Source organism: Hallella bergensis DSM 17361, from assembly GCF_000160535.1.
GTDB classification, from domain to species: domain Bacteria; phylum Bacteroidota; class Bacteroidia; order Bacteroidales; family Bacteroidaceae; genus Prevotella; species Prevotella bergensis.
The window spans coordinates 22,547-48,756 of the sequence record NZ_GG704782.1; the positions used below are offsets into that span (position 1 = coordinate 22,547).

The 26,210-nt window shown below is 50.8% G+C and carries 21 protein-coding genes; 12 read left to right on the forward strand and 9 right to left on the reverse strand.

The window, feature by feature from the left end; genetic code table 11:
- The first annotated feature begins 198 nt into the window (after positions 1-198).
- The 8 genes from HMPREF0645_RS08525 (at position 199) to HMPREF0645_RS08560 (ending at position 12,373) form a co-directional block, all read left to right on the forward strand.
- The gene (locus HMPREF0645_RS08525; protein ID WP_007174562.1) at positions 199-2,274 is read left to right on the forward strand and encodes a TonB-dependent receptor; all 2,076 of its coding nucleotides are present in this window, start codon (positions 199-201) and stop codon (positions 2,272-2,274) included.
- 11 nt (positions 2,275-2,285) lie between these two features.
- The gene (gene hemN / locus HMPREF0645_RS08530) at positions 2,286-3,653 is read left to right on the forward strand and encodes an oxygen-independent coproporphyrinogen III oxidase (protein WP_044123481.1); all 1,368 of its coding nucleotides are present in this window, start codon (positions 2,286-2,288) and stop codon (positions 3,651-3,653) included.
- 12 nt (positions 3,654-3,665) lie between these two features.
- Positions 3,666-5,033 (forward strand): protoporphyrinogen oxidase, encoded by a 1,368-nt coding sequence (hemG, locus tag HMPREF0645_RS08535; RefSeq protein WP_044123482.1) that lies wholly within the window; start codon positions 3,666-3,668, stop codon positions 5,031-5,033.
- Positions 5,034-5,151: 118 nt separating this feature from the next.
- Positions 5,152-6,378 (forward strand): MFS transporter, encoded by a 1,227-nt coding sequence (locus tag HMPREF0645_RS08540; protein WP_007174565.1) that lies wholly within the window; start codon positions 5,152-5,154, stop codon positions 6,376-6,378.
- A gap of 358 nt (positions 6,379-6,736) precedes the next feature.
- Entirely contained in the window at positions 6,737-9,142 is a 2,406-nt protein-coding gene (locus HMPREF0645_RS08545; RefSeq protein ID WP_007174567.1) for a rhamnogalacturonan lyase family protein, read from the forward strand.
- Between the two features lie 300 nt (positions 9,143-9,442).
- Positions 9,443-10,960, forward strand: a complete 1,518-nt coding sequence (gene gpmI, locus HMPREF0645_RS08550) for a 2,3-bisphosphoglycerate-independent phosphoglycerate mutase (RefSeq protein ID WP_007174568.1) — start codon at positions 9,443-9,445, stop codon at positions 10,958-10,960.
- A gap of 84 nt (positions 10,961-11,044) precedes the next feature.
- Positions 11,045-11,710 carry a uracil-DNA glycosylase gene (gene ung / locus HMPREF0645_RS08555; protein WP_044123521.1) on the forward strand — a complete coding sequence of 222 codons (666 nt, stop codon included), beginning with the start codon at positions 11,045-11,047 and terminating at the stop codon, positions 11,708-11,710.
- Between the two features lie 39 nt (positions 11,711-11,749).
- On the forward strand, positions 11,750-12,373 hold the full coding sequence (locus tag HMPREF0645_RS08560; protein ID WP_007174570.1) for a DUF3109 family protein: 624 nt from the start codon (positions 11,750-11,752) through the stop codon (positions 12,371-12,373).
- 39 nt (positions 12,374-12,412) lie between these two features.
- Here HMPREF0645_RS08560 and HMPREF0645_RS08565 read toward each other — a convergent pair whose 3' ends face one another.
- The 4 genes from HMPREF0645_RS08565 to gyrB form a co-directional block, all read right to left on the reverse strand.
- Complete coding sequence (locus HMPREF0645_RS08565) at positions 12,413-13,294, reverse strand: AraC family transcriptional regulator (protein WP_007174571.1); 882 nt, start codon at positions 13,292-13,294, stop codon at positions 12,413-12,415.
- Positions 13,295-13,374: 80 nt separating this feature from the next.
- Positions 13,375-14,292 carry an alpha-L-rhamnosidase N-terminal domain-containing protein gene (locus HMPREF0645_RS08570; RefSeq protein WP_007174572.1) on the reverse strand — a complete coding sequence of 306 codons (918 nt, stop codon included), beginning with the start codon at positions 14,290-14,292 and terminating at the stop codon, positions 13,375-13,377.
- A complete protein-coding gene (locus tag HMPREF0645_RS08575; protein WP_156777892.1) occupies positions 14,289-14,471 on the reverse strand; it encodes a hypothetical protein in 183 nt (60 codons plus the stop codon). Before HMPREF0645_RS08575 ends, HMPREF0645_RS08570 begins: the two co-directional genes overlap by 4 nt.
- 132 nt (positions 14,472-14,603) lie before the next feature.
- Entirely contained in the window at positions 14,604-16,577 is a 1,974-nt protein-coding gene (gene gyrB / locus HMPREF0645_RS08580) for a DNA topoisomerase (ATP-hydrolyzing) subunit B (protein WP_007174574.1), read from the reverse strand.
- A 355-nt stretch (positions 16,578-16,932) separates the two neighbouring features.
- Between gyrB and HMPREF0645_RS08585 the strand changes: the two genes are divergently transcribed.
- Both HMPREF0645_RS08585 and HMPREF0645_RS08590 read left to right on the forward strand, forming a co-directional pair.
- Positions 16,933-18,831, forward strand: a complete 1,899-nt coding sequence (locus HMPREF0645_RS08585) for a DEAD/DEAH box helicase (protein WP_007174575.1) — start codon at positions 16,933-16,935, stop codon at positions 18,829-18,831.
- 47 nt (positions 18,832-18,878) lie between these two features.
- Positions 18,879-20,018 carry a TlpA disulfide reductase family protein gene (locus HMPREF0645_RS08590; RefSeq protein ID WP_007174576.1) on the forward strand — a complete coding sequence of 380 codons (1,140 nt, stop codon included), beginning with the start codon at positions 18,879-18,881 and terminating at the stop codon, positions 20,016-20,018.
- Positions 20,019-20,145: 127 nt separating this feature from the next.
- Here the strand turns inward: HMPREF0645_RS08590 and HMPREF0645_RS08595 are convergent, their stop codons facing one another.
- Both HMPREF0645_RS08595 and HMPREF0645_RS08600 read right to left on the reverse strand, forming a co-directional pair.
- Positions 20,146-20,442: a hypothetical protein gene (locus tag HMPREF0645_RS08595; protein ID WP_007174577.1), complete on the reverse strand. Its 297-nt coding sequence runs from the start codon at positions 20,440-20,442 to the stop codon at positions 20,146-20,148.
- Between the two features lie 93 nt (positions 20,443-20,535).
- Positions 20,536-21,468, reverse strand: coding sequence for a carbohydrate kinase family protein (locus HMPREF0645_RS08600; protein WP_007174578.1), 933 nt, complete (start codon positions 21,466-21,468; stop codon positions 20,536-20,538).
- 145 nt (positions 21,469-21,613) lie between these two features.
- On the opposite strand from HMPREF0645_RS08600, the gene HMPREF0645_RS08605 reads away from it, so the two are divergent.
- Complete coding sequence (locus HMPREF0645_RS08605; RefSeq protein ID WP_044123522.1) at positions 21,614-22,891, forward strand: M16 family metallopeptidase; 1,278 nt, start codon at positions 21,614-21,616, stop codon at positions 22,889-22,891.
- Positions 22,892-22,969: 78 nt separating this feature from the next.
- On the forward strand, positions 22,970-23,698 hold the full coding sequence (locus HMPREF0645_RS08610) for a nitroreductase family protein (RefSeq protein WP_044123483.1): 729 nt from the start codon (positions 22,970-22,972) through the stop codon (positions 23,696-23,698).
- Positions 23,699-23,879: 181 nt separating this feature from the next.
- Here HMPREF0645_RS08610 and HMPREF0645_RS08615 read toward each other — a convergent pair whose 3' ends face one another.
- From HMPREF0645_RS08615 to HMPREF0645_RS08625, 3 genes are all read right to left on the reverse strand, one after another.
- On the reverse strand, positions 23,880-24,518 hold the full coding sequence (locus HMPREF0645_RS08615; RefSeq protein ID WP_007174581.1) for a WbqC family protein: 639 nt from the start codon (positions 24,516-24,518) through the stop codon (positions 23,880-23,882).
- A 10-nt stretch (positions 24,519-24,528) separates the two neighbouring features.
- Complete coding sequence (locus tag HMPREF0645_RS08620) at positions 24,529-24,933, reverse strand: S26 family signal peptidase (RefSeq protein ID WP_007174582.1); 405 nt, start codon at positions 24,931-24,933, stop codon at positions 24,529-24,531.
- A gap of 194 nt (positions 24,934-25,127) precedes the next feature.
- Positions 25,128-25,664: a hypothetical protein gene (locus HMPREF0645_RS08625; protein ID WP_007174583.1), complete on the reverse strand. Its 537-nt coding sequence runs from the start codon at positions 25,662-25,664 to the stop codon at positions 25,128-25,130.
- Between the last annotated feature and the right edge of the window lie 546 nt (positions 25,665-26,210).

Consider the following 26,210-nt stretch of genomic DNA (forward strand, 5'->3'; position numbering starts at 1 on the left):
GTATACCAAATTTTTCAACCAATTTGTCAACCAGCCATTCGATATACGGCAGTTTCTGTCATAGCACCATTCTATTATACAACCCCATGACAACACCCGTATCCAGCCCGACCAACTGCATAAAAAATCATCATAAAGTAGGATTGCAGGAAAAACCAAAATGCAGTAATTTTGCAGTCACAAATGAATTTTTAGCAAATGACAAACAAGAACCTAACTGCAAGTTTTCTGATGGGCATGCTGCTCACCTTCATGCCCACCCTCTCGCAAGCAGCAGAAACCGACAGCATCTATCCTCACCAAGAACTTGACGAAGTGGTCGTCACCCGTTACAAAATCAATCGCCACAACCTCACCCCCGCATCGGTGTCGACCATCGGGCGCGCGCAGATTCAGGCGCAGGGAGTAACTGATATTGCCGATATGTCGGCCATGATGCCCAACTTCTTCATCCCCGAATACGGATCCCGGCAGACCACCCCGATTGCCATCCGCGGCGTGATGTCGAAGGTGAAAGGCACGGCCGTGGGCTTCTACGTGGACGGCGTGCCCCATTTTGAGATTTCCGCATTCAACACCGATATGCTTGACGTGACGGCGATAGAGGTTTATCGCGGTCCGCAAGGCACGCTCTACGGCCGCAACACCATCGGCGGCGTGATCAACGTCTACACCCACACGCCCTTCGACTATCAGGGCACCAAGTTGAAAGTAGGCTATGGCAACTATAACCATGTGGTGACGCAATTTTCCAACTACACCCGCCTATCATCGTCATTCGGCGTGAATGTTGGCGGCTATTACGAGCACAACAACGGTTATTTCAAGAATACCTTTCTCGGCAAAAAGGCCGACAAGCTGGATGCCGCAGGCGGAAAGCTGGGATTTTACTATAACCCCACCGACCGTTGGAAATTGCGGTTGAATACCGAACTCAACTACACCAACCAGGGCGGCTACCCTTACGCCCCCTACGACACGAAGAAACAGGAACTTGCCGACATCGCCTACAACCGTGCGTGCGGCTACATCCGCACCATCTCGACCACCGGGCTCATGGCGCACTACACCGGCAACGGCTTCAGCCTGAACAGCCAGACCACCTTCCAGCACATCCACGACAACCAGAGCATAGACCAGGACTTCACAAGCAAGGACCTCTATTTCGTGACCAACGGGGTGACGCAGAACACGTGGAACGAGGAAATCGTGCTCAAATCGGAGAACGACAGCCGCTTCCAATGGGTGGCGGGAGCTAACGGCTTCGTCCAGACGGCCAACCAAGACCAAGCTACAAGTTTCTTCATGCGAGACAATATCCAGCCTGCCCATTACAAGACGCCGACGCAGGGAGCTGCCGTCTTCGCGCAGGCTTCCTATAACCTGTGGAGAGGATTGTCGGCTACAGCCGGACTACGATTCGACTATGAGCACAGCAAAATGAAATATTCGCGTGAGATGATCACTATCTCCAATGGGGCGCAGAAGCATCTCAAGGATTTCAAGTCATCGCTCCACTTCACCCAGCTCATCCCGAAATTCGGGTTGCAATATCTTTTCGACAGCCACAACCAGGTCTTTGCCAACGTGACCCGCGGCTACAAGGCCGGCGCGTTCAATCAGTCTTTCCAGACCGATGACGAGCGAAGCTACGACCCGGAGTACAATTGGAACTATGAAATCGGAACGAAACTCACCACGCGCGATGGTCGTTTCGGGGGCGAGCTGACGCTGTTCTACATCGACTGGCGCCATCAGCAGATCAGCCACACGGTGCCCGCCGTGGGCAATGTGATCGACAATGCCGGCCATTCCGACAGCAAGGGCGTGGAGCTGACGTTTAGGGCACGTCCGCTGCGCGACCTCCTGCTCACGGCAAACTACGGCTACACCTACGCCCGTTTCCTCGATTATAAGAAAAATAAAACCACCGACTACTCGGGCAACATGCTTCCCTTAGTGCCGCGCCACACGATGGACGTGGCCGGACAATACACCATCCATCCCCGCCGGGGCCTCGACGCCATCCGGCTAAGCACCGACGTGCAGGGCGTGGGCAAGCTCTACTGGCACGAGAACAACGGGCAAGCGCAGAAATTCTACGCGCTCCTCAATGCGAAGGCCGCATTCCAGAAAGGCATCGTCACCCTCGAGCTGTGGGGAAAGAACCTCACCTCGACCGATTATCTGAGCTATTACTTCATCTCCACAAGCAGCTACGCACAGAAAGGGAAGCCCCTGACCTTCGGCGCCAACGTCATTGTGGACTTCTAAAAACCAAGCCTTTGCGAATGGACATCATCCAGAAATACAACGTATCCGTACCCCGATACACCAGCTATCCACCGGCCAACTATTTCGAGCCGATGGATAGTGGCCGTTATATAGAGGCCGTCGACGAGTCGAATCACACGGGGAGCCCGATGCTCTCATTCTACCTCCACATGCCGTTTTGCCGCCACCTCTGCCACTATTGCGGCTGTAACTCCTATCTCATGCCTCGCACGGGCGATGCCGTAGACCGATATGTCAAGGCTCTGCACCGGGAAATCGACCTCGTGGCCGCCCATTTGGACCGCCACCGGCCCATCGCCCAGATTCACTACGGGGGTGGAAGTCCCACCGCCATGCCCGTCGGCGTGTTGCGCGAGCTCAACGAGCATCTGCTCTCGCTGTTTCCCACCATCGACCGCCCGGAGATAGCCATCGAGTGCCATCCCGGCTATCTCACCCTGGAAGACTGGCAACAGCTCACCGAAAGCCATTTCAATCGGTTCTCCATCGGCGTGCAGGACATGGACGAGCGGGTGCTGAAAACGGTAAACCGCACCCCGTCGCTGTTGCCGTTGCAGCAGATTGTGGATTTGCTCCACGTCGCCGGAGCCACCGTCAACATGGATCTACTCTTCGGACTCCCCTACCAGACGGCCGGGTCGTTTGTTGAAAGCATCCGCCGGGCTATCGCCATCCGCCCCGAGCGACTCGTTACCTTCAGCTACGGTCATGTGCCTTGGGTGTTCAAGCGGCAGCAGATCCTGGAGAAAATCGGCCTTCCTCCCACCGACGAGAAACGGCGGATGTTCGACGAGGCCTCCCGATTGCTCCATGAGGCGGGCTATCGAAGCATCGGCCTCGACCATTTCGTGTTGCCCAACGACGAACTGTTCACGGCCTTGCAAGAAGGACTGCTCTACCGAAATTTCCAGGGATACTGCACCCGTCGCACCACCGGACAGGTCTATGCCTTCGGCGCAACAGGCATCAGTCAGCTCGACACGTTCTACGCCCAAAACACCAAGGACATCGAAGGCTACATCCGAGACACCATGAGCGGACGGCTCTCCACGGCCAAGGGCTACCACCTCACACCTCAGCAACGCATCTGCAAGGAGGTCATCGAGCGGCTGATGTGCAACTACCGCATCCGGTGGAGTGAGCTTGCTGACACGCTTGCCGTCGACCATGACACCCTTTTCTCGGCCATCCACTATGACCCGGCGCAGTTGCAGGATATGGCGCGCGACGGCATCATCAACCTGAGCAACGACGGCATCGCCATGACCGACCTCGGCCATCCTTTCGTACGCAATGTCGCCGCCGCCCTCGACCCACTCATGCAGTACACCGACAAGAAGTTTTCCAAACCCATTTAATCCCCAATCAGAATGACCCAACGCGACACCATCGTGATAGGAGCCGGCATCACCGGCCTCACCTGCGCCTTCCAACTGCGCCGCCGCCATATTGACGCAGAGGTTTTGGAGTGTCAAAACCGTGTGGGCGGACAGATCCACACGTTCCACATCAACGGCTTCACCTTTGAGAGCGGACCCAATACTGGCGTGGTGAAACATCCCGAGGTGGCCGAATTGTTCGAGCAGTTGGCCGACAAATGTCAACTGGAGACGGCTTTGGAGTCGAGCAAACGGCGCTTGATCTGGAAGGACGACCGTTTCCACAACCTGCCGTCGTCGCTCCCCACGGCCATCGCCACGCCACTATTCACATGGAAAGACAAGTTGCGCATCCTCGGGGAGCCGTGGCGAAAGCGCGGCACCGACCCCAACGAGTCGGTCGGCAGCTTGGCCGAGCGGCGCCTTGGGAAATCGTATGTCGACTACGCTGTCGACCCGTTCCTCTCTGGGGTATATGCCGGCGATCCCTACAAATTGCCCACCCGTCTGGCCCTGCCCAAGCTCTACCGCTTGGAACAAGACTACGGCTCGTTCATTCGAGGCTCCATCGCCAAGGCCCGCCAGCCCAAGACCGACCGCGACCGCAAGGCCACCAAAGCGGTGTTCTCGGCCCGGGGTGGTTTCAACAAGCTCGTTGACGCCTTGGCCGAGGCCATCGGCGCCGACCGCATCACCACTTCGGCCCGCCACATCCGCGTCATGCCCGACGGCGACGGCTGGATGGTGAGCTATGAGAAAGACGGCGAGACGCGAGCGATCCGTTCCCGTCGCGTGGTCACCACCTGTGGCTCTTACTCGCTGCCCGACCTTCTTCCGTTCGTCGATCGCACCGTGATGGCCGACCTGAGCAACCTCCGTTACGCGCCGGTGGTGCAGATCGGCGTAGGCCTCCGCGACACCCACTATCACGATTGGCTCGCCTTCGGCGGATTGGTGCCGTCCAAAGAGCGGCGCGAGGTGCTCGGCATCCTCTTTCCCTCAGCCTGTTTTTCGGGAAGGGCTCCCGAGAATGGAGCCTCCTTGGCCTATTTCATGGGAGGCATGCGCCATCCCGAGATGGTCGGAAAGAGCGACGAGAAGCTGACCGAAATCGTCGACCGAACGCTCGTCGATATGCTGAAATATCCCGTCGGAACACATCCCGACACCCTCCGCATTTTCCGTCACGAGCGTGCGATTCCTCAGTATGAGGCCAGCACAGACCGTCGGATAGCTGCCGTCGAACGGCTCCGCAAGCTCTATTCAACCCTCACCATCGCCGGAAACCTGCGCGACGGCATCGGCATCGGCGACCGTATCAAGCAGGGGTGCGACGTGGCCGCGAACGAAAACTACTAAAAGGGGCTTCGGACCAGTCGGACTTGTCGGACCCGTTCGTCCGCTCTGAATTATTCGACTGGTCTGGCTCGTCTGACAGGTCCGACCTGTCGCCCTCTCAAAAACTCTATTTTCACTCATGTCTCACACCAAATTCCAAGAATTTTCCCAGCTCGCCGGCCAGCGCAAATACGATCTTTTCACTTTCTTCTGCCTCTACATCGCGCAAGCGTTGCCCATGACTTTCTTCGCGACGGCCCTGCAAATCACCATGCGGCAGGCCTCATTCTCGCTCTCCGCCATTGCCCTGACCCAGCTCATCAAGCTGCCGTGGATCGTGAAATTCCTCTGGGCACCGCTCGTAGACCGCCGTTGCACCACCTTGAAAGGCTTTCGCCGCTGCATCTTCCTGTGCGAGGGTATCTACGCCCTACTCATTCTCGCCATCGGTTGTATGGACCTCTTGTCCAACTTCACGGTCATCATCACGCTCATCATCTTGTCGTTTGTCGCCTCTGCAACACAAGACATCGCCACCGATGCCTTGGCCGTATTGTCGTTCCGGCGCGAGGAAAAGAGCATGGTCAACAGCATACAATCGTTGGGCAGCTTCAGCGCGACGCTCATCGGCAGTGGTATCCTGCTCGCCCTGCTGCAACGCTATGGCTGGCACCGTGTGCTGCCGTCTCTCGCCCTCTTCGTCGTTCTCGCCGTCATCCCCCTCATGCGCAACCGCCAACTCACCATCAAGGAGCGGCCTCACACCCGCCAAGTGCGTCTCACTGACTCTTTCACCTTCCTCGGCCTGCGTCGAAACCGGCGGCAGATCGTCTTTCTACTGCTCTACTACGCGGGACTCATCAGCGTGCTTTCGATGGTGCGTCCGTGGATGGTCGACCTCGGCTACTCGATGAAAGACATCGGACTGCTCAGCGGCATCATCGGATCGTCGGCCGCCTGCATTGCCACTCTCGTCAGCGGCCAGCTCATTTATGTGCTCGGCCGGTGGCGCGCGCGCCGTCTGTTCGCCCTGCTCTCCTTCGTCACCTGCCTCTACTTTGTCGTGCTTGCCCAGCTGCATCCCGCAACATGGCATGTCGTCTTGGGCATCGTGCTGCTCTGGAGCTGCTACGGACTCTCCACAGTGATGGTCTACACCACGTCGATGGACATGGTGCGACCGGGCTTGGAAGGCACCGACTTCACCACCCAGACCGTCATCACCCACCTCAGCGGCATCGTCTTCTCAGTCATCGCCGGCCATGTGGCTCAACATTTCGGCTACTCAGTTTTCTTCATTTTTTCCAGTCTTCTTGCTCTGACCAGTCTGGTTTACATAGCCTTTGCCTTTCGTAAAAAGGATTAGGGCATAAGTGACAAAAAGAGCCCTAAATTCTCTTGTAGTCCCTTTATTTACTATAGTTTTGACAAAAAACTTTTCGATGACAAAAAATCTGCTTTCATTGCGGATCTCATCGCACTATTAAAAAAGTAAGGAGAATGGTTATCAGCGTTGGTGTCTTTGCCTAAAAAAAGTTGACTCATAAAGTCAACAATGATGTGGAATATCATTGTTGGCCGAGCAAAAAAATCCTATTATCATGACTTTTTGATTTTAACACATCAAAAATAGCCATTATCGATTGGTATACCAAATTATTATTTAATTTTGTAGATAAAGATTTTATCTAAATATCAAACTTGACTTAAAACTAAGTATTCTTATGAAGAAACATTACCTTTATCTTGTTACCGCATTGCTGGGCTGCTCGAACATGATGGCAACAGCACAAAACACTCCCGTTTCCCAAATGGAGAAGCTTTCGCGTGGCGTTGTAGCTGTGCCGGCTAAGGGCGGCGGACAGATGGTGAGTTGGCGTTTTTTAGGAACCGACGACGATGAAACCACTACTTTCGAGGTGCTCCGCAACGGTGTGAGCATATCAGGCACAGTGTCCAATGCTACATGCTTTGTGGACAAGACCGGATCATCTACCAGTGAATATCAGGTGGTGACTTTGGTGAATGGCGAACCAACAGATACCACGGCGGTTGCCAAACCATGGAGCGAACCATACACCACCCTGCACCTTGACCGTCCCACCGCCTCTGACTGTACTTACACACCCAATGACTGTAGCGTGGGCGATATAGATGGAGATGGAGAATATGAGCTTATTGTGAAGTGGGATCCTTCCAACTCGAAAGATAATTCTCAGAAAGGAAAAACTGGAAACGTGTATATCGACTGCTATAAGTTCGACGGAACAAAGCTATGGCGCATTGACTTGGGCAAGAACATTCGAGCCGGAGCCCATTACACACAGTTCTTGGTTTATGACTTCGACGGAGACGGCAAGGCCGAAATGATATGCAAGACAGCTCCGGGAAGTATCGATGGAATGGGCAAATATGTATCGGATGCAGCTACTGATGATCGCATTACCAGTACCGACAATTCGAAAGACTATCGCAACAGTAACGGATATGTTCTGAATGGGCCGGAATATCTGAGCGTATTTAACGGTGAAACGGGTGAAGCGATACATACCATTTTTTATCGTCCCAACCGTGCTTTCGGTAACTCGGGTAATGCATCTTATTCCAGTGCGTGGGGCGACTCCTACGGAAACCGTGGCGACCGCTTCCTCGCAACAGTAGCCTATCTCGACGGGCCAGAGGCCAATCCCTCAGCTGTGATGTGCCGTGGGTATTATACACAAGCATACATTTGGGCTGTTAATTTTGATGGAACATCGCTCACAACCAAATGGCTACATGCTTCGGTAGACAAAAAAAATACGAGAGTGTGGGATGCCAATGGTAAGCTCACGATCAAGAAATATTCATCCAACACATGTGGCAAAGGCTCATATTACACCGCCTATGGCAACGGAAACCATAATTTGAGCTGCGCCGATGTGGACGGAGATGGTAAGGATGAGATTATACTCGGCTCCGCGGCTATCGACGATGACGGGAGTCTGCTCTACTGCGTGGGGTTCGGACATGGCGACGCCATGCATTTGGGCGACCTGAATCCTGATCGCCCTGGCTTGGAAGTATTTACTGTCCATGAGGATCGTGTAGAGCCATACGGATGGGACATACATGATGCCGCCACGGGCGAAGTGATACGCTCTGCCCCTGGTGGTAGCGACAATGGTCGAGGACTGGCTGCCGATCTTGAAAAAAGCAATCGGGGATACGAGTTTTGGTCGTCGAACGATCGGAGTCTGCGCAGTGCCCGGACTGGGGATGTTGTTAACAACAAGGGTGTGTCTGTAAATTTCCGCATCTATTGGGACGGGGATTTGCAGGACGAACTGCTCGATGGTACGAAACTCGACAAATGGAACGGCAACGGAGCAACCCGTCTTTTCAGTCTGTATGAGGTGAATCACTCACAATCATGCAACAGCACCAAGGCCACTCCAAACCTCTCAGCCGACATCTTAGGCGACTGGCGCGAGGAGATAATCCTATGGAATGGTGAAACCTGCAGCGATCTTACGATTTTCACCACCAATGAGCCGACGCAGTTCCGAGTGCCCACCCTGATGCACGACCATGTATACCGCATGGGTATCACATGGCAAAACTCGGCATATAACCAGCCTCCTCACCTCGGATATTACCTGCCCGACCGTTTCGCCACGAAGTTTGAGCCACAAACAGAAACAGGGGTTGAACAGACTGTTACATTAGGAGATTCGATCAGTCCGGTAGTACTGAAGTTGAAAAATTGCAACATCTACTTGGCGAAGATAGACTCTACCTACACTCCCGATGGTACCAGGGAGAACAGATTGAATAGCGACTTTGAGCTTACCAGGAACTATGGTGACAGGCTCTTTACCCTCACAGGTAAGCCCACCTTAGCCGGTGACTATGTCATTTTAGTGAAAGCCGGTGGTAACGTGGCTGACAACAGCGTGGCATACCAACGTGTTACGATCCATGTCACCAAGGAAGCCAGCGGAATTAGCACCATAGGTGCAGACAGCAATGGTGCAGAGGCCATTTACAATATGGCCGGCGTGCGGCAGCAAAGCAAGTCAGACCAGCTACCTAAAGGCATCTATATTGTGAAACAAGGCGCAAAAACCATAAAGATAATAAAAGAATAAAACTGTCTTTGAAAACCAATAAAGAATAAATCCAAAATGCCATCGGAATATTGACGATGGCATTTTTCTGTATCTTTTCTTTATTGCGAATGCTCTACAATAAGGCGAGCGTTTTCAATCAGCGAGAAAAATAACGTGCCAGAATACTTTTAATCATTTGATTCGATAGGTTCCATCTCGAGGATTTTTGAGAAATAGTTAAGGTTTAAGTCAATTTATGATTTCATATTTTGTTAAAAGATGGAAAGGTGGTAACTTTGTAGAGCTTAACAAGATAACGATATAAAAATTATAAGAATTATGGCAAAGAAAGCTTTATTGATGATCCTCGATGGATGGGGAAACGGCAAGCATGGTAAGGGTGACGTGATATACAACACGCCCACGCCTTACCTCGATTATCTCAACGCGGTTAGCGCACACTCGCAGCTGAAGGCCAGTGGTGAGGACGTGGGTCTGCCCGACGGCCAGATGGGTAATTCGGAGGTGGGACACCTCAACATCGGTGCGGGACGTGTGGTTGATCAAGATTTGGTGAAAATCAACAAGGCTTGCCAGACGGGCGAAATTCTGAAAAACAAAGGTATTGTGGAGGCCTATACATACGCCAAGGAAAACGGCAAGAAGCTCCACCTCATGGGACTCACTTCAAACGGTGGTGTGCATTCGAGTCTCGACCACCTGCTCCGGCTCATTAGCATAGGTAGGGAATACGGATTGGACAAACTGTTTGTTCATTGCTTTATGGACGGCCGCGACACCGACCCGAAAAGTGGTGCTGGCTTTGTGCGTGAGGTTCAGGAGTGCTGCGATGCCAATGGTGCTGCTATAGCCAGCGTGATTGGACGTTTCTATGCCATGGACCGCGACAAGCGGTGGAACAGGGTGAAGGAAGCCTATGACCTCTTAGTGGAGGGCAAGGGCAAGCAGGCTACCGACATGGTGAAGGCCGTGGAGGAAAGCTACGCCGAGGATGTGACTGATGAGTTTATCAAACCCATCCATAACGCTGGTGTAGACGGTACTATCGACGAAGGCGACGTGGTGATTTTCATTAATTTCCGCAACGACCGCGCCAAGGAACTGACCCAGGTGCTGACCCAGCAGGACATGCCCGAGGAAGGTATGCACACGGTGAAAGACCTGCGCTATTTCACGATGACCCCATACGATGCCACGTTTAAGAATGTCACGGTGCTCTTCCCGAAAGAGAATGTAGAAAACACGCTCGGCGAATATCTTTCGTCCAAGGGACTGAAGCAACTCCACACGGCCGAGACCGAGAAATATGCACATGTGACGTTCTTCTTCAATGGTGGTCGCGAGGCTCCATTTGAGGGCGAGGACCGCATCTTAGTGCCGTCGCCTAAGGTGGCTACCTACGACCTGAAGCCGGAGATGAGTGCCTACGAGGTGAAGGACAAGTTGGTCGAGGCCATCAACACGCAGAAGTATGATTTCATTGTGGTGAACTTTGCCAATGGTGACATGGTGGGTCACACGGGTGTGTACAATGCCATTGCTAAGGCCGTATGGGCTGTGGATCACTGTGTGAAAGACGTGATCGAGGCTGCCAAGGCCAATGACTATGAGGCCATTATCATAGCTGACCATGGCAATGCTGACAACGCCATTAACGATGACGATACGCCAAACACAGCACACTCACTCAATCCCGTGCCGTTCATCTATGTGACGAATAACAATTCGGCTACGGTGAAAGACGGTCGTCTGGCCGATGTGGCACCTTCCATCTTGCATATCATGGGGCTGGAACAGCCGAAGGATATGACCGGTGAGAATTTGATAGAAGATTAAGAATAACCTATGCCCACACCCCCTCCCCGGCAGGAGAGGGGTGTGATGGTCTGGGCAAGACGTTGGACAGTTGACCGTATAAAGATGGATGTAAAGATTGAAGCATCTTGGAAGCAGCATTTGGACGTCGAGTTTGACAAGCCGTATTTCGATGGCTTGGTGACTCGGGTGCGTCAGGAATATGCAAGCCAGACGTGTTATCCTCCCGGGAAACTGATCTTCAACGCGTTCAATCTATGTCCGTTCAATCAGGTGAAGGTGGTGATCATCGGACAAGACCCTTATCATGAGCCGGGACAGGCTATGGGACTGAGCTTTTCGGTGCCCGAGGGTACAGCTATGCCACCGTCGCTGCTCAATATTTTTAAGGAGATAAAAGACGATTTGGGAAAGCCCATGCCGACAAATGGTGACCTGACCCGATGGGCCGAACAGGGCGTGTTGCTGCTCAATGCCACCCTTACCGTGCGTGCTCATCAGGCCAACAGCCACCAGAAACTGGGCTGGGACACTTTCACCGATGCCGCCATAAGTGCGCTGAGCAAGCATCGTCGCGGACTGGTCTACATGCTGTGGGGTGGCTATGCGCGCAGCAAGCGGTATCTTATAGACTCGCAGCATAACTTAGTGTTGGAATCGGTACACCCCTCGCCACTCTCGGCCAACCGTGGTGGGTGGTTTGGGCAGCACCAATTCTCGAGGTGCAACGAGTATCTGACTGCTCATCAGCAGGCTCCCATCGACTGGTAATCTTCCCTTCGTTGCCTCTCTGTCTTTATTTTTTGATTCATGTTGCATATCATCCAAGTGGGAGACGTGTTGGTTTCTCCCGATATATTCACCGAGAAATTTTGCTGTGACCTTGCTGTGTGCAAAGGCGAATGCTGCATTGTCGGCGATGCCGGTGCGCCCGTTACGCTCGATGAGGTGGGATGTATAGAAGAATGCCTGGACGAAGTGTGGGACGGATTGGCAGCATCGGCACAAAGTGTCATCGACAGACAGGGAGTGGCCTATAGCGACGACGAGGGCGACTTGGTGACCAGCATTGTGAAGGGTCAGGATTGTGTGTTTACCTGTTATGCTGATCTTGAGGATGCGGACAGTGGTGATAAGATAGAATACTGCTGCCTTTGTGCGCTTGAGCGTGCTTTCCGCCAAGGCAGGACGAAATGGTGCAAGCCCATCTCGTGTGCCCTGTATCCCATTCGCGAAAAGCAATTTGCAGACGGGACGGTGGGATTGAACTACCACCGCTGGGAAATTTGCCGGGCAGCAGTGGAAAAGGGCAGGGAACTTAACCTGCCATTGTATATGTTTTTGAAGGAACCGCTCATAAGGCGCTTTGGAAAAGAATGGTATGACGAACTGTGCGGCATAGCAAGTCAACTCAAAAGACAAGGTCTATTGTAGTCTTACCCTTAGAATCTGTTGAGCGCAAGAGGTGGGCAATCATCGCTTTCGGTATTCCGAAGGGCTCATGCCCACATGTTCCTTGAAGTATTTGCCAAAGAAGCTTTGGTTGGGGAAATTCATGTATTCTGCGATTTCCTTGATACTCTTGGTGCTATTTCTGAGCAACACGCGTATCTCGAGAACCACATAGTCGTCAATCCAGTCGTTGGGTGTGCGCATGCTTACCTGCTTGATGGTTTCTGACAGATATTTTGCTGTAATGTTCAGGGAGCGGGCATACCAGCTCACACGCCGCTTGTCGCGGAAATTCTCCTCAACCTTTTGTATGAAGCTGACGAATATGGTTTCTGCCCTTGAGTTCTTCATCGTGGAGTTTTGTTGGAAGTTGGCGATCGATTCTGCGGTGTCGTAGATAAGAGCCTGCAACAAAGAACGCACGGTGTCGCGGCGGAAATGGTGCTCGGTTTGCGCTACCTTTTCCTTGATAAGATTGAAGTAGGTGATGATATTGTCCTTCTCCTCAGAATTCAGATGAAACACGGGGTGTAGTCTGGAGAAGGTGAAGTGCATCGACAGTCCGTGTACGCTGGAGAAGATCTCGTAGAAGAAAGCATCGGATATTTGCAGAGCAATGCCTTCGAAATCGTCCGACTGATGGTAATCGCTAATCACCTGTCCGTTGTTGATGATGATGATGTCGCCGGATCGCAGCGTATGCTTGACGGTGTTAAGGGTATATTCGGCCGTGCCTTGAGTGCAGAGACCGAAGCACTTGCAAGTCACCCTACGTGGCTCGTTAGCGTATTTGATCTTGGTGGCATCTTCGATCAGCACTAAGTCATTGTCGATATACTTGATATTGGGAAACTCCCTTTTGGTGTTCTCAACGCTGATTTTTTCTAATTTAATCGTATTCATAAACTTGTATATGCTTGTTCGGGTGTTGTTTTTTTTATGATGAAAGCCTGTCAAAGTGTGTGGTTTGTCCCATGGACGGACTAATAAAACACGGTTGAAACGGGTGCAATTCCTATGGCCTCGATATCGAAAATCTGGTCTCTTTGAAATGAACTGTCACCACCGACACGGACTCTCCGGTAGTCGGATATGCTAAAAACGGGGCAAGCCTGCTCGTCGAGTAGTCCACTGCAAATGTATCGTGTGTTGCCAAAGCGTATGATCTGACCTTTGCGGGCATCTCTCAGCGTTAGTCTGACCCAACCGTGCATACCTTCTCCAAACTCGTACTCCACACCGTCACTGACCTGGTCAAAGTATTTGTAACCCCGCCGCTCGTTGATCCTCAATACGGGACATATGTCGTGGCATAGCGTCACGGGTGATGCTTGCTGTGTGTACTGTTCCCGTGCGCTGAGCCACAATGCTTGGTCGAATTGGGTGGAACGCCATTGGGTGTTGTGGTAGCGGCCGTCTATGGTTTCCCCGCCATTGCTGTTGAATGCAGAGTTGGCCTTGCGACACAGCCAGTTGGCATCGCTTGTGTAGGAGAAAGGCTGTCCGTCGTTTCCCCGACCATAGTATATAATGGAAACTTGCTTTGAGTTGATGTGTGGGTATGTTGGCGAATATATTACAGCTACAATGTTGGTGTCGTTCCTGAGATACGGCGTGACATCAAAGTTCATCACAACAACATCATCGGAATAAGAAGCTCTGAAAGGATAGAACACGGCTGTACCGATGTTGTACTCGTTGACATAGAGTTTGTAATAGCCTGTCGAGGCAATGGTGATATGACCTTCGCTTGGTCTTCCCTGCTGCAGGTAACACTGGCGAAACCAGATGTGCGAGGTGCTATCCGGTTCCGGATAAGATATCCAATGGGTGTTAAATTCTTGAGCAAACGAACTGAATGCCCATGTTATGATGTAGCATATAAGGACAATTTGCTTCATTGATCAATCGGTTCTTCGCCTTTCATAATTTTGAACACCATCGTTTTTCCGTTATATACCACGATTTCTCCGACATCATTGTGCGGAGCACGAAGCAGAAGTGAATCGTCCCCATTAATCAGGGCAGAACCAAATGTGGAGGCTGCCATAAGCAAAAGAGGGTGCATCCATCTTTTCATATCGCGGTTATATGGATAAATTGTGAAAGGCTGCATCGTTGTGCAAGGTTAAAAAAAGAGTCTTTCCCTATGGGTCATGTGGTGATACACAATCTTCTTAACCCTAAGGAAAGACTCTTTGCAATGCCGATGTTATGCGTCGATATTGGCGTAGGCTGCGTTGGCTTCAATAAACTCACGTCGCGGCTCTACGTCATCGCCCATGAGCATTGAGAACGTCTCGTCGGCCTCGGCAGCATTTTCTATTGTTACTTGCTTCAGCAGGCGGTTAGCTGGGTCCATCGTAGTTTCCCACAACTGGTCAGGGTTCATCTCTCCCAAACCTTTGTAGCGTTGCGTATGAATGTTCTTGCTGTCCTCTTCTCCGTTAGCATATTTCTGGAAATAGGCCAGTCGCTGTCCCTCGTTGTAGCAATATTCGCTGTTTTTCCCCTTGTACGTACATTTGTAGAGTGGGGGTGTGGCGATGTACAGGTGTCCTTCCTCGATGATTTTCGGCATGAAACGATAGAACAATGTCATGATCAGGGTGTCGATGTGAGAACCATCGACATCGGCGTCGGTCATGATGATGATCTTGTCGTAGCGCAACTTGTCGATGTTAGCCTCGCGGTCGTCCTCGCCATCCACACCAAAGCGTACGCCGATGCTCTGAATGATATTCATCACCGATTCAGCCTCGAAAACACGGTGCCACTGCACTTTCTCCACGTTCAGTATCTTACCGCGCAATGGCAGTATGGCCTGAGTGTAGCGGTCACGTCCCTGTTTGGCTGATCCACCGGCCGAGTCGCCCTCCACAAGAAATATCTCGCACAGTTTCGGGTCCTTGTTGGAGCAGTCGGCCAACTTGCCCGGCAGACCACCGCCGGTCATCACACTCTTGCGCTGAACGCTCTCGCGGGCTTTGCGAGCAGCCACACGGGCGGTTGCTGCGAGAACCACCTTCTCACATATCTGCTTGGCCTCAGTCGGATGCTCTTCCAGATAATTGGTCAGAGCCTCACCCACAGCCTGATTCACTGCACCCGTCACCTCACTGTTGCCCAGTTTGGTTTTGGTCTGTCCTTCGAACTGTGGCTCTGCCACCTTGATCGAAATCACAGCTGTCAGGCCTTCGCGGAAGTCTTCGCCGGCAATTTCGACCTTTGCCTTTTCGATTTGCTTTGCAATCTGTGGGTCATTGTCGGCATAATTCTTCAGTACGCGGGTGAGTGCCTGACGGAATCCTGTAACGTGTGTTCCGCCCTCAATGGTGTTGATATTGTTGACGTATGAATGAAGATTCTCGGAATAGTCGGTGTTGTACATGATAGCCACCTCTATGGGAACGCCTTGCTTTTCAGTCTTCAAATAGATCACATCGTCGAAGAGGTGGGTGCGATGACGGTCAATATAACGAACAAATTCCTTGAGTCCATCCTTGGCATGAAACACCTCCTGGCGTATTTTCCCATCTTCGTTCGGACGCAGGTCAGTCAGTGTAATCTTGATGCCGGCATTCAAATAGGCCAACTCGCGCATACGGCGCGCAACGATGTCCCATTGAAAGGTTCTGGTCGTGAATATCGTAGGATCCGGCCAGAACTGCTGGCGGGTACCCCGTTTGTCGGTATTGCCTATAACTTTGACGGGATAGAGGGGCTTTCCTTTCTCGTATTCCTGCTGGTAGGCCTTGCCGTCGCGGAATACCTGCGAGAGCATGCGGGCGGATAGAGCGTTGACACAACTCACGCCCACACCGTGCAAACCACCGCTGACCTTGTAGGAGCCCTTGTCGAACTTACCGCCGGCATGGAGCACAGTCATCACCACCTCGAGTGCGCTTTTGTGCAACTTCTCGTGTTGATCCACGGGAATACCACGTCCATTGTCCTCAACAGTACATGAATTGTCTTCGTTGATAGTTACTTCAATATGGTCACAGTAGCCTGCCATGGCCTCGTCAATCGAGTTGTCCACGGTCTCGTTGATGAGATGGTGGAGTCCTTTCTCGCTGATGTCGCCAATATACATAGCCGGGCGCTTACGCACGGCTTCCAAACCTTCCAGCACTTGGATGTTGGAGGCTGAATAGTTCTCTTCTCTTTTGAGATTTTCTGCCATTTTTTTTATTTCAATAGTTGTGTTGCAAAGATACTAAGAAAACGTGATATACCGAAATCTTTTCATGCTTAAAAAGCACCTTTTCAGGTGCAAAGCGCAATCGTTTCGCAGGCCTTCTTTGATGTGATTACACATGTACTGATTAGTCGGACTGTCTTTCCCTAAAAAAAATGACTTGACAACACATTTTTGGGGAATGACATGTGAAGGGTTCCGAAAATTTATTTCCAGTTTTTTAGTCCCAGTGGCTTATATATCGCTTTTTTTACGTACCTTTGCACCGTTCAAAGGGACATATCAGAACGGTAGGGCGTTGTGAAGTAGTCCCTACGGTTACATTTTTAATCATATTTTTTTGAAGACATTTGAAGAATTGGGCGTTAGCGAAGAGATTCGCCGCGCCATTGATGAATTGGGCTTTGTAAATCCTATGCCCGTTCAGGAAGAAGTTATCCCGTATTTACTTGGTCAAGGAAACGATGTTATCGCACTGGCACAGACCGGCACCGGCAAGACTGCTGCTTTTGGCATTCCACTGTTGCAGCGCACTGACCCAACAAAGAAAGAGACTCAGGCTCTAATCCTTAGTCCCACTCGTGAGCTGTGCCTGCAGATTGCCGACGATCTCAATGCATTTGCTAAATACATGGATGGCATGCACATCCTGCCCGTTTACGGAGGAGCCTCCATCGAGGCACAGATTCGTTCGCTGCGCCATGGTGTGCAGATTATTGTGGCCACCCCAGGTCGACTGATCGACCTGATGAATCGCGGTGTGGCAAAACTTGACAACGTGAGCAACGTTGTGCTGGATGAAGCCGACGAAATGCTCAATATGGGATTCACCGATAGCATTAACGCTGTATTCGAAGGGGTGCCCCGAGACCGCAACACGTTGCTGTTCTCCGCCACAATGGGTAAGGAGATTGAAAAGATAGCCAAGAGCTATCTGAACGACTATAAAGAGATTGTAGTGGGTTCTCGCAACGAGGGCGCAGAGAACGTGAACCATGTGTACTATATGGTGAACGCCAAAGACAAATATTTGGCACTGAAGCGCATTGTGGACTACTACCCCAACATCTATGGCATCGTTTTCTGCCGAACCAAAATCGAGACCCAAGAAATTGCCGACAAGCTCATCAAGGACGGATACAACGCCGAGGCGTTGCATGGCGACCTGTCGCAACAACAGCGCGACTTGACCATGCAGAAGTTTCGCAAGCACATCACGCAGTTGCTTGTAGCCACTGATGTGGCTGCCCGTGGACTCGATGTGGACGACCTGACCCACGTCATTAACTATGGTCTTCCCGACGACATCGAGAGCTACACCCACCGCTCCGGACGTACCGGGCGCGCGGGAAAGAAAGGCACCTCGATTGCTATTATCCACACGCGGGAGAAACATAAGGTGCGCAGCATTGAGAAGATAATCGGTAAGGAGTTTGTCGATGACGAGTTGCCCGCACCCGAGGAAATTTGCAAGAAGCAACTCTACAAGATGATGAACAACATCATGAAGACTGATGTGGACGAGGAACAGATTGCTCCCTACGTTACGGAGATATACCGGCAGTTTGAGTATATTGACAAAGAGGACATTATCAAGAAGATGATTACAGTCACCTTCGGCCGCTTTCTCGATTATTACAAGAACGCACCGGTTATCGAAAAGCCCTCAACCAAAAGGGGAGAACGGAAAGCGGAGAGAGGGGAAAGAGGTGCATCACGCAAAGACAGGAAGCGTGGGGCCGAGGCTGGATATCGTCGTCTCTTCATCAATCTGGGTAAACAAGATGGCTTCTACCCCGGTGAGATCATGCAATTCATGAATCAACATATCCACGGGAAGCAGCAAGTGGGACACATTGACCTCATGCAGAGGTTCTCGTATATCGAGGTTCCCGAACAGGACGCACAGAAAGTGATACGCTCACTGAACGGTACCAGCTATCGCGGACGTGAGGTACGCTGTAACGATGCAGAAGACTCGAGAGGCTCCGGAGCAGCCTCAAGGGGTGGAAGAGGTGCGTCGAGAAGCGTCAGAAATTCCTCACGAGGGTCACGTGGTGCAGCCAGGAACCAGCGAAACGAAGCTCCATGGAACACGCGTGAAGCCTCTGGTGAAAACACCCGGTACGGCCGCGACGATTGGAAAAAACTGATTCAGGGTTCGTCTGTAAAACTGAAAGGCGAAGAACCCGATTTCAGCGAAGAAGGATGGGCGCGCCGCAGACCCAAGAAAAAATAGATTTTCAAGAGTAAAAAAATAAAATAACCATACAAATATTGTACAGAATGAAACAAATACTTTTCGGATTGGCGCTTATGGCTTGTGCCGTAGCACCGAGAACGGCCAATGCAGCCGATGGCAACGTACACTTCAAGGGAGAGCTCAAGGGCTTGACCGATACGCTTATCGTGATGATTCCCACCCATGGCAACGACATGACACGTGACACCGTGCTTGTGAAAGACGGAAAATTCGACTTCTCCGTGACCGTTGCTAATCCCACGTCTATTTATGCCTACACTCCAGCCACCCTGCGTCGCCAGGAGAACATTGGCTTCCAGACCATTGCCGTGCCGGGAGAATCGGCAGAGCTAAGCGGTGATTTGGCCTCAACTTACTCTTTTTCCGGAACGAAATTCTACCGTGAATACAATGAGGCTAACCGCACAATCGAAACTGCCGCTCATGCCCTCAACACCTACATGGACAAGCTGAATGCCCGCATGAAGGCAGGAGAATCACAAGATTCCCTGATGAAGGAGTATCGAGCTAAGGTGCCAATGTTGCGCCAGCAGATAACCGAAAGCATCTTCAACTTTATCAAGGAGCACCCTTCCTATGAGGCAAGTGCCGTCATCATTCCCGAGCTTGGCAATTTAGCGAAGATGAATGAAGCCGTCAAGCTGCTGTCTCCCGAGGTTCGCGATGGTCGCATGAAGAATTTCTATCAGTCTGTTATCGACCAAATGACAGCGCAGGAGCAAGCCGAAGCCGAGGCCGCCAAAAAGCAAGCGGTAGGCGTACAGGCTCCCGATTTCACGCTGAACGACATCAACGGCAAGCCGTTGACTCTGTCCTCACTGCGTGGTCAATATGTGGTGCTCGATTTCTGGGGTAGTTGGTGCGGCTGGTGTATCAAGGGATTCCCCGAAATGAAGAAATACTACGAGAAGTATAAAGGTAAGTTCGAGATTCTCGGTATTGACTGCAACGACACCGAAGACAAGTGGAAGGCCGCTGTAGAGAAGCATAATCTGCCTTGGCTCCACGTCTACTATCCACGCAACAGCAAGGTGTTGGCCGACTATGCCGTACAAGGTTTCCCCACGAAGATTATCTTAGACCCCGACGGCAAGATAGCCAAGACCGTGGTTGGTGAGGATCCAGCGTTCTACACTTTCCTCGATGAGCTGTTCGGCAAATAATATGTCACGCACCGCTCGTCTATAAGACTGGGCAGGAACAAAGCCTCAGCGCCTGTTCCATACCCAACCAACAATCCACCGATGTACCCTTGAAGGCAAGGTATATCGGTGGATTGTTGGTTCTATATCATTTTGAATCGTTGTTTTCAGGCACGTATGCGTCGGGCCTGTGGCCTTCCTGTTGCTTGGCAACAGCTTTTCTCACCCATTTCACAAACAAAAAAACTGCTGCGAGATAGTTCACCAGAAGCACCACCCCCAGTTTATCGACTAAGCTTATGGCGTATGTTCTGATTTGCAAGGCCGAATCGTCGGCACACTTGTAAATTCGCAACCCGAAGCCTGCGAAGTCCCATAGCGCATAATCAGCCAGCCCCAAGGCTGCCAAAAGAATCACTCCCACTATTATTTTCCATCGTTTCATAAGCTTCCAATCATTGGTTTTCGTTCAGGTTTGATGGTTGTAGCGACCGCTTGCCCTTGGGGTTCGCGTCAGGCCTTCTTGTTTGTTACGTTATCACCCCAACCGCTTGCTCTCGCCAAACTCCTTGGATACATAGTTGAGAAGGCTCTTGCAGCAGTTAGCCGAAAATTCCTGACCACACGCAATAAGACTATCCCACTCCTCCTCAGTCAGCCCGCGCTCTATCCGGTCGCGCGTAATGCCGTATTTCAGTAGGCCATAGATAAACCCGGCATTGAAATTATCGCCAGCACCTATGTTGCTCACGGTTTCCGACGGCTCCACCGCATAACTCTTCTTCAGACCGTTCTCTGCCCTGAGTTCCACCGGCCGGCTGCCCTGTGTATAGATAAACCGCTTGCAGTAAAACGACACCTCCGAGTTGTACACCCTGTCACAGTCGTTCAGTTTATACAGCACCTCAAAGTCTTCGTGGCTTCCTCTCACGATGTCGGCGTACTCTAAGTTCTCCAACAAATTGGGTGTGACCTTCATCACTTCATGCCGATGAGAAGGCCTGAAGTTGACGTCGTAGTAGATAATCGCACCATGTTTGCGGGCATCCTCCAGTAGCGCCACCATCTGTGGACGTATCACGGGGTTGATGGCATAAAAGGAGCCAAATACAACAATATCGTCTCGTTGTATCTCAGGATACACAAACTCAAGTCTGTCGTTGGGATGATTCTTGTAAAATATGTATTCCGCATCGTTGTTCTCATTGAGAAAGGCCAACGAGATGGGCGTTTTGGAATCCGGAAAAACATTCACATGGTCGGCATTGATGCCGTTCTCCCTGAGAAAGGCAATGACTCGCTGCCCCACTCGGTCGTTACCTGTCTCGCTGATAAATGTACCGGGGATGCCAGCCCTGCCCAGCGAGATCATGGCATTGAATGATGATCCACCGGGATAGGCACCAATGGGCTGCCCATCTTTGAAGATGATGTCGAAAACAGTTTCGCCGATTCCGATTACCTTTCGCATGCTATGGTTCTTTAAGAAGTTAAGGGAGTTTACAGAATGTCGTGGCTTCCTGCCCATACTCTCCATGCAAACTACAGTTCCCAGTCTGCAAATATCCGAAAAAAAGGGCACAATTCAAAACGAAATTGTCTATTTTTGCAGTGAAATGAAATATAACACAGTAACGCTCGACAATGGTCTCCGCATCATCCACCTACCCTCTTCGTCGCCGGTGGTCTATTGCGGTTATCAGATTCGTGCCGGCTCTCGCGACGAACAGCCCGGAGAGGAAGGGCTTGCCCACTTCTGCGAGCATGCCACCTTCAAGGGTACCGAGCACCGACGGGCCTGGAACGTACTCAACTGTTTAGAGAGTGTGGGTGGCGACCTCAACGCCTTCACCACCAAAGAAGACACGACCTATCATGCCGCGGTGCTGAAAGAGCACATCGGACGAGCCATCGACATACTTACCGACATTGTTTTCCACTCCACTTATCCACAAGCCGAACTGGATAAGGAGGCAGAGGTGGTGTGCGACGAGATACAAAGTTGCAACGACTCGCCCTCCGAACTGATATACGACGAGTTCGAAAACCTGATATTCAAGGGCCATCCCCTTGGCCATGCCATACTCGGAACGACCGAAAATGTGAGGACTTTCGATGCCGAAACGGTCAGGCGGTTCACCCGGACATACTACCGGCCCGATAACGCCATCTTCTTTGTGTATGGCGACGTGCCGTTCAGCAAAGTTGTTAAAAACCTGTGCCGTATCCACAACACAGCGCCTGCCTGCACCGATCCTTCCCAAGCGGCAGATGCCCAAACGCATGCTGACAATATGGGGGTGGCATCGTCCGGCATTTTCAAACCCTTTTCTTCGGAAGCACATGGTGAAACCATCATCATGAACCGGCAAACTCATCAGACTCACGTGATGCTGGGCAGCCGCGCATACGACATTCACAACAGCAAGCGAATGGGACTCTACCTGCTCAACAACATGCTCGGAGGCCCGGGGATGAATGCGCGTCTCAACCTCACGCTGCGCGAACGCCACGGACTGGTCTACACCGTAGAAAGCACGATGGTGAGCTATGGCGACGCGGGGCTATGGTGCACCTATTTCGGATGTGATCCACACGACCTGAAACGATGCCTTCGACTGGTGCGCAAAGAGCTCGACAGCCTCATCAGGCTACCCATCACCCCGACGCGACTCCATGCAGCCAAGAAACAACTCAAGGGGCAGATAGGCGTGGCCTGCGACAATAGAGAGAACTTTGCCCTCGACTTTGGCAAAAGTTTCTTGCATTATGGATGGGAAAAAGATATCAACGCACTGTACAAGGACATTGACGGAATTACCGCACAAGATATCCACGAAGTGGCGACAGAAATTTTTGCACCTGAACGAATGACGACGCTCATCTACCAATAAGCATCGCAGCGTGCCGCCAAACGAACCACGCCCAAAGGACCGCATCAGTCCGGCGGGCCTCAAACTCCTGTTTTTATGATGACATTAGAAGAAATCTTACAACACCGCAGGGCCATCAGAATCTACGATTCCAGCAAGCCTCTCGACGACGAAAAGGTGAAAAACTGCATTCGTCTCTCTACCCTCGCGCCCACAAGCTCCAACATGCAGCTGTGGGAGTGTTACCATGTCACCGACCCCGAAACGCTGAAAAAGCTGGCTCATGCCTGCCTTGACCAAAGCACGGCGCGCACGGCCCAGCAGATGGTAGTCTTCGTCACCAGACAGAGCCGCCACCGCGCGCATGCCGCGCAAGTGCTCAAGGCCGGTATCAACGACGTTTTAAGGAACAGTCCGAAAGACCGGCAAGAGCATCGCATACGTCTCCAGAAAATGTATTACAATTATCTCATGCCCATGCAATACAGTCGTTTTCTGGGCATTAAGGGCTTGCTCAACAAGCTCTTGGTTCAGTGCATCGGACTCTTCCGCCCCATCGTACGTCAGGTTTCAGAGGCCGAGGTCAGCACGGTGGTACACAAGAGCTGCGCCCTGGCCGTTCAAACCTTCATGCTGGCCATGAGCGAGCAGGGCTACGACACTTGTCCGTTGGAGGGTTACGACAGCCGTTTGGTGAAAAAGGCTCTGCATCTGCCCTACAATTGCGGCATCAACATGCTGATCACCTGCGGCATACGCGTGCCTGAAGGGGTGCGCGGCGACCGGTTCCGCATTCCCTTCGAAGAGCAGTATCATAAGATTGATTAGACCATCAGGCTCTCCCTGTCACGTCGTTGACCTGTTCCTTTTTGATCATTATGTAGCATCGGTAGTGTGTTTCGCTCGATACACACGCGTACTACGGCCGTTAGACACGTGCTTGGCGGCTGCGAGACACCTGTTTCGCGACCGCCAAGCACTGTCAGCAGACTTCCGAAGCGGTGTGATATCAAAGGTATAACACCGCCTCGTTGCCCATATTGAACAACAAGTCGAGAATAGACAGGTTGGCTTGAAAACCATGTTTCTGCTCGTAAACCTGATAATAGCGCCGGGGATGGAATTCGGCATCGGGCAGGGAATGTTTTGGGCGAATCGTCTCGCGGAAATCGGGAATATGGTCTGACGCGGCACCAGATTCCTCGGAAACAATTCCATAATCTGTCGTCGGCAACACCGTAGGCTCTATATCAAGCAGTTCGCAGACCAGCTTGGTAATATCAAGGTTGAAATCGAACAGATATTCCCACTTTCTCTCAAAAAAAGGTCGGAGGTCGTCGGCATAGAATTCAAAAAACGGACTGTCCCCGTATGCCGACAGCAGCGCATTCCAATGGATATGTCGCCAGTTGCCATGGTCGCTTATCCGCACATCTTTCATCTTGCATTTCAACCCATCGTATCGCTCAATGGGAATCGAAAGCGCCTGCAAGCCGTTGGCCGTAGCAATAATACAACGGTTACGGTAGGTCTGCTTGGTGAAGTTGTCGTGCTGTTCCAGTAAGACTCTGTCATAACGGAACAGTTTCTGATACCATTGGACGGGACCGAAATAAGTGGAAGAAAGCAAACAGGAAGTAGAACTCATCGTAACAAAATCAAAAGGGGAGATGAAACAATTTGGTGGCCCGACCTATCATCTGGTGCCGATACACCAGTGCCCATCCGCGGCCCATGCTGACCAAATAGAGCCTGCAATCGCTGCACTTGCATTTGGAACAGCAAGTCCACGGCACAAGATATAGCCGCGAGCCAATCTTCACCGTGTCGCCCGGCACGGCTTCCACCTTGCCGATGACGTCGCCTCGCCTGCGAAACACTACCAGTTCTCCTTTTCTCAATTCAACATGCGACAGCCTGTTTACCACGACCCTGTCTCCACGTCTCAGCGTCTGGCTGATGTCTGTGGGCACGGTATATACGGTAAACGCATAGGCGCGCACTGCTAAAACTATAACTAAAGCAACGCCAAGTGCTGATAGAGCCTTTATTGCTTGCTTCATTTCAATTCAAAATTCAAGTCCCCCATTAGTAGAGCCTACGAACTATGATGAGGCTACTCAGGTCCAACTTTCGCAAAGATATACTTTTTCTTGATTACACCCAACTTTTAAGAAAGCTTTTTATACCATGATTTCACATTTCATTATCAATACTTACCCATATAAAATGTTACAAAACCTGTATATTATTCCCTTTAATAATCAAAAAAGGATGATTTTCCTGTCTTATAACATCTTCCATTGACATACATCTCGAAACCTTCCCTTTTACCTTTGAATCTCATAGAGTTCTTCTGGCGAAATAGCATGAAATAGTTATCCCCATCATAAAATCCTATGTATGTGTAGACAGAATCTGCTTTTATATGGGAATACATTTCCTTCACTGTTTTTGCATCTGTTCTTTCGGCGATGTCCAAGCTGTCAACCTCAAACCTGTATTGTTTATCATTTGAGGCAAGTGTTATACTATTGTCCCAGCCAAACTTAATGTTATATTGCCTGTGATCAGAAAATATTATATTATGATAGGTTTTACCCTTAGTTAAAAAAAATGTTTGCGTATATAAAGGGATCCTCGCTTCAAATTGTAAAATCGACTCATAGAAAGTGGTATCCACATATGTGGTGCCTATCTGACTAATTTTACAAAAAGGTAATTGAATGCTTATTATAATAACAAACAGGAAGGCACCTATCAATATTCTTATTTTATGGCCATGTCCTTTCATAGTTGAAGTTTATGTTCCTCAGCATTTTGCCATCTATAGAATTTTCACTATCCTTATGGTATAAACGAAATAAGTAAAACTCTATGTAGCATGGCAAAGATAGCAATAAAATATCAAAACTTCGTTTCCTATGGCAGGATTTTTTGTGATGGAACGAATTTAAGATTTGTATCATGACTTGCCGCCTAATGTCAGCGGCATTAAAGGGATATACACGACTCAAGGGAAGATGTTTGACGCCACTTTTTAAATGATTACGTTTTTTATTTGGCATAAATTTGCTTTTTTGCATTAAAAAAATTATATTTGCATGGTATACAGCAGTATTAAACTATCATTAAATATTAAACCAATCACTAAAATTAAAAAATATGAAACCAAACACAGAAAAAAACAACAAGTGTCTTGACAAAGTAGAAGACAAGGTAAAAGACGTTGTCAATGATATTAAGGACAACAAGAATGTGAAAAAAGCCAAGGACGAGGCAGAGAAAGTAGCCGATGACGTGAAGGAGGCAGCCGAGGATGTAGCCGATGACGTGAAGA